The sequence below is a fragment of the Acidovorax sp. KPB24-03 genome (assembly GCF_057546605.1).
Genome location: NZ_BAAJYR010000286.1, coordinates 1 through 4498, shown reverse-complemented (window position 1 = coordinate 4498; position 4498 = coordinate 1). Strand labels below are relative to the sequence as shown.

At 69.1% G+C, this 4498-nt stretch carries 3 protein-coding genes; 2 read left to right on the top strand and 1 reads right to left on the bottom strand.

Annotation, left to right across the window (positions count from 1 at the left end; genetic code table 11):
- A partial coding sequence (hrpA, locus tag AC27KI_RS19275; protein ID WP_487115312.1) for an ATP-dependent RNA helicase HrpA occupies positions 1-3322 on the bottom strand: 3322 nt, incomplete at its 3' end.
- A 342-nt stretch (positions 3323-3664) separates the two neighbouring features.
- On the opposite strand from hrpA, the gene AC27KI_RS19270 reads away from it, so the two are divergent.
- Complete coding sequence (locus AC27KI_RS19270; protein ID WP_487115310.1) at positions 3665-3907, top strand: hypothetical protein; 243 nt, start codon at positions 3665-3667, stop codon at positions 3905-3907.
- A gap of 126 nt (positions 3908-4033) precedes the next feature.
- Positions 4034-4498, top strand: a 465-nt coding sequence (locus tag AC27KI_RS19265; protein ID WP_487115308.1) for an FAD-dependent oxidoreductase, incomplete at its 3' end; no start/stop codon positions are given.

Genomic DNA, 4498 nt, shown 5'->3' with positions numbered 1-4498 from the left:
CTGCCGGGCCGCAGCGGCCGGCGCCGTCACCGCCGCAGGGCCGCGGCCCCCCCGCTGCAGCGGGAGGTGCTTCATTTTTGATAGCAGAATGCCCTAGTACTTCTTGCGCTGGAGCCTGTTTTTCTTCAAAACCCTTGGCATCACCGCCCAGCTTGAGCCCTGCCAGGGCCTGGAAGGCGCCGCGCGCCTTCGCACCCCATTCGGCCTTGAGGGCACCCAGGTTGCGCCCATGACCGAGCTGGCGCCCGTGTTCGTCCACCACGCGGAAGTTCATGAACAGGTGCGGGCTCAGCATGTCGAGCTTGAAATCGGCCCGCTTGACGTCGAGCGAGGTCTCATCGCGCACCTGCTTGAGCAGCACCTCGACCAGGCTGCCGTGGCCGAAGCGTTCGGGCGTGCCGAGCAGCCCGGCCAGCCGGGCAGCGCTGTCGGGCAGCGGCACGAACCGGCTGCGGGGGCGCTGCGGCAGGCTCTTGAGCAGGGCCTGGATCTTGGGCTGCAGCATGCCGGGCACCAGCCATTCGCAGCGCTCGTCGCTCACCTGGTTGAGCACGAACAGCGGCACGGTGACCGTGATGCCGTCGCGCGCATCGCCCGGCTCGTGCAGGTAGCTCGCGGCGCAATCCACGCCGCCCAGCCGCACCGTGCGCGGGAAGGCATTGCCGGTGATGCCCGCGGCCTCGTGGCGCATGAGTTCTTCGCGCGTCAGCTTGAGCAGGTCGGGCTTCGACGCGCTCGCCTCGCGGTACCACGCCTCGAAGCTGTACCCGCTGCACACGTCGGCCGGCAACTGCTGGTCGTAGAAGGCATAGATCAGTTCGTCATCCACCAGCACGTCCTGTCGGCGCGACTTGTGTTCGAGCTCTTCGACCTTGGCGATGAGCTTGTGGTTGGCGGCCAGAAAAGGCAGACGGGTTTCCCACTGCCCGCCGATCAGCGCCTCGCGGATGAAGATGTCGCGCGCCGCATAAGGGTCCACCTTGCCGAAGTTCACCCGCCGGTTGTTGTAGATGACGATGCCGTACAGCGTGGCGCGCTCCAGCGCGTTGACCTCGGCCGCCTTCTTTTCCCAATGCGGGTCGAGCAGCTGCTTCTTGAGCAGGTGCCCGCCCAATTGCTCGATCCACTGCGGCTCGATGGCCGCGATGCCCCGGCCGAAGAGGCGCGTGGTCTCCACCAGCTCGGCCGCGACGATCCAGCGCCCGGGCTTCTTGGACAGGTGCGCGCCCGGGTGCTTGTAGAACTTGATGCCGCGTGCGCCCAGGTACCAGTCGTCCTCGTCGCTCTTGACGCCGATGTTGCCCAACAACCCGGCCAGCATGGACAGGTGGATCTGCTCGTAGCTGGCAGGGCGGTCGTTGATGCGCCAGCGGTGTTCGGTCACCACGGTCAGCAATTGCGTGTGGATGTCGCGCCACTCGCGCAGTCGGCGCACGCTGATGAAGTTCTGGCGCAGCAGCGATTCGTACTGGCGGTTGCTGAGCTTGTGGGTGGGCGCAGCCGCTGCGGCCTCGGTGGCCGCCGGCGGAGCCACGGCCGCCGCGGCCATGCGCTGTCCCACGGGCAGCACGGCCTGCGAGGGCGCGCCCTTGCGCGCGGCCTGCTTCTGCATGCGCGCCGACGGCAGGGTGGGCGCGCCACCGCGCGCTTCGTTGATCCACTTCCACAGCTTGAGGTAGCCGCTGAACTCGCTCTTTTCGTCGTCGAACTTGGCGTGGGCCTGATCAGCCTGCTGCTGTGCATCCATGGGGCGGTCGCGCACGTCCTGCACGCTCAGGGCGCTGGCGATGATGAGCACCTCGTCCAGCGCCTGGCGCTCGCGCGCCTCCAGGATCATGCGGCCCACGCGCGGGTCGAGCGGCAGGCGCGACAGCTCCTGGCCCATCGGCGTGAGTTCATTGGAGTCGTCCACCGCACCCAGCTCGCCCAGCAACTGGTAGCCGTCAGCGATCGCACGGCCCGAAGGCGCCTCGATGAAAGGGAACTGCGCCACGTCGCCCAGGTGCAGCGACTTCATGCGCAGGATGACGCCGGCCAGCGATGACCGCAAAATTTCTGGGTCGGTGAACCGGGGCCGGCCGTTGAAGTCGGCCTCGTCGTAGAGCCGGATACAGATGCCGTTGGCCACGCGGCCGCAGCGGCCCGCGCGCTGGTTGGCGGCGGCCTGGCTGACGGGCTCGACCATCAGCTGTTCCACCTTGCTGCGGAAGCTGTAGCGCTTCACGCGCGCGGTGCCGGCGTCAATCACGTAGCGGACGCCGGGCACGGTGAGCGAGGTCTCGGCCACGTTGGTGGCCAGCACGATGCGCCGGCCCGTGTGCCCGTCGAATATGCGGTCCTGCTCGGCCTGCGACAGCCGCGCGAACAGGGGCAGCACCTCGGCATTGCGCATCACCGGCTGGTGCGCCAGGTGCTTGCGCAGGTGGTCGGCGGCCTCGCGGATCTCGCGCTCGCCGGGCAGGAAGACGAGGATGTCGCCGCCCGCGTTGCCGGCCCACAGCTCGTCCACGCCGTCGGCGATGGCTTCGTTCAGGCCGTAGTCGCGCGACTCTTCGAACGGACGCCAGCGTTGCTCGACCGGAAAGGTCCGGCCCGACACATAGATGATCGGCGCGGGAATCAGCTCCGCGCCCTGCGGCCCGGCTGCCTGCGCCGCATCGCCCTGCGGCCCCTCGCCGGACTTGGAGCGGGTAGGCAGGCGCCGCGGCAAGGCGAAGTGTTTGGCAAAGCGGTCGGCATCGATGGTGGCCGAGGTGACGACCACCTTCAGGTCGGGCCGGCGCGGCAAGATCTGCCGCAGGTAGCCCAGCAGGAAGTCGATGTTCAGGCTGCGCTCGTGCGCTTCGTCGATGATGAGCGTGTCGTAGGCCTTGAGCAGCGGGTCGGTCTGGGTCTCCGCCAGCAGGATGCCGTCCGTCATGAGCTTGACCGAGGCGTCGCGCGACAGCCGGTCCTGGAACCGCACCTTGTAGCCCACCACGTCGCCCAGTGGGGTCTGCAGCTCTTCGGCGATGCGCTTGGCCACGCTGCTGGCGGCGATGCGGCGCGGCTGCGTGTGGCCGATGAGCTGGCCTTTCTGTCCCGGCGCGGCGTTGCATTTGCCGCGCCCCAGTGCCAGCGCGATCTTGGGCAGTTGTGTGGTCTTGCCCGAGCCGGTCTCCCCGCACACGATGATGACCTGGTGCTCCCGCATCGCCGCCATGATTTCGTCGCGCCGCGCCGAGACGGGCAGCGACGGCGGGAAGGTGATGCGCAACGGCGCGCTGGGCGCCCCGGCGGTGGAGGAAGAAGGGGAAGAAGAGGAAGGCGCGGATTCGGTCATGAAGGGCTGCATTATCCGAGCCCGCCGTTGGCCCTGCACAACAAGGGCCGCCAGGGGCCGCAGCAGGCCTTGCCACGCCCGCGAAGCCGCTTCGATAATCGCGCCTTCGCTTCACCAGCGCCGCAACGAGCACCCTTGCGGCGCACCTTTCAGGAGCTGTCTTTCCATGCCTTATTTGTTCACCCCCCCTCACTGAACACGGTTCCTCGCCCCGGCTGAACCGTGTCGCTCACACACCTTTCAGCCAAGGTGGCTGCGCTCCCCCGCCCATTCGAATGGGGGTGCGCCGCACGAAAGCCCTGGCTTGCTCAGCCGGGGCTTTTTGCTTTTCAGGAATCGCACATGAGTGCTCAGAAACGTTCCCGCGCCTTCCAGCAAGGCCGGGTCAAGGCCTTGCGCCGCATGAAGCAGCCGATGGTGCTGCACCTCGAAGCCAGCGCACCGCCGCGCAACCCGGTGGCCCGCGCGCTGGCGGCGCGCGGCACCAGCGCCGCGGCAGGCAAGCACATCCGCAGCCAGGGCGCGCAGCGCCGCGCCGACCGCATGGCGCTGCAGCGTTCCGTGCGCCGCGGCGAGGACTGCTGATCCGCCGGTGCTCACCGGGCACCAGGCCGGCAGGGCACCGTGGACCGGACCCTTTCGTGGAAAAATGGCACGACCGGGTCCGGCCCACACCCCCTCTCCTCCTCGCTGCCCTGCGCAGCCGCACACATGCCCGCCACAGCCCTCGCCACTCCCGCCCTTGCCGACGACGCCACCCAGGCCAGAGCCACCGGGCCTGCCGACCGGCGCCGGCACGTCGTGGTGATCGGGGCCGGCATCGTGGGCACGGTGTGCGCGATCGAGATGCTGCGCTCCGGCCGCCAGGTCACGCTGCTCAACCCCCATGCCCCCGCTGGCGAAGAAGCCACGAGCTACGGCAATGCGGGCTGGCTGTCTTCCCACTCCATTCTTCCGCCCGCAGGGCCCGGCATGTGGAAGCAGGTGCCTGGCTACCTGCTGGACCCGCAAGGCCCGCTCACCGTGCGCTGGGGCTACCTGCCCCGCGCCCTGCCGTGGCTGTGGCGCTTCTTGCGCTCGGGCCGCACGCCTGCGCACGTGGCCCGCACCGCGCATGCCCTGCGCCAGTTGCTGCGCGATGCGCCGGCGCTGCATGCCCGGCTGGCCGGCGAAGCC